The 722-nt window shown below is 61.1% G+C and carries 1 protein-coding gene; it reads right to left on the bottom strand.

The features are described from left to right. A partial coding sequence (locus tag NMG10_RS25820) for an AMP-binding protein (RefSeq protein WP_254465379.1) occupies positions 1–722 on the bottom strand: 722 nt, incomplete at both ends.

Here is a 722-nt window from a genome sequence, read left to right as displayed (position 1 = left end):
TGGACCGTGGTCTCGGTGATGCCGTACATGTTGATCAGGTTGTCGCAGTCCTCGCCGAAACGCTCGAACCACGGTTGCAACGCCGCCACATCCAGGGCTTCGCCGCCGAAAATCACGTAACGCAGCGCCAGATCGGCAGAGCTGTCACAAGCCACCCGCATCAGCGGTTTGAACGCCGACGGGGTCTGGTTCAGCACGGTCACGCCCTGCTCCACCAGCAACTGGTGGAAGTCTTCAGGCGAACGCGTGGTTTCACGCGGCACGATCACCAAACGACCACCATGCAGCAGCGCGCCGAAGATCTCCCACACGGAGAAGTCGAAGGCGTAGGAGTGGAACAGCGTCCATACATCCTGCGGACCGAAGCCGAACCAGGCATCGGTCGCCTTGAACAGGCGCAGCAGGTTGTGGTGCGGCAGCAGCGTGCCTTTCGGCTTGCCGGTCGAGCCCGAGGTGTAGATGACGTAGGCCAGATTGTCCGGCTGAGTCAGGTGCACAGGGTTCTCATCGCTGTAACCGGCCAGATCATCTTCCAGCTTCAGGCTGCGAACCTGCGCTGGCACAGGCAAATCAGCCAGCAAGTGACCTTGAGTCAGCAGCAGTTGAATACCGCTGTCTTCCATCATGTAGCTCAGGCGATCCTGCGGGTACTCCGGATCCAGCGGCACATAGGCGCCACCCGCCTTGAGGATCGCCAGCAGGCCGACGATCATCTCGAAGCC

The sequence above is a fragment of the Pseudomonas sp. DVZ6 genome (assembly GCF_024259445.1).
Classification (GTDB): Bacteria; Pseudomonadota; Gammaproteobacteria; order Pseudomonadales; family Pseudomonadaceae; genus Aquipseudomonas; species Aquipseudomonas peradeniyensis.
This window is presented reverse-complemented; position numbering and strand designations above follow the sequence as displayed.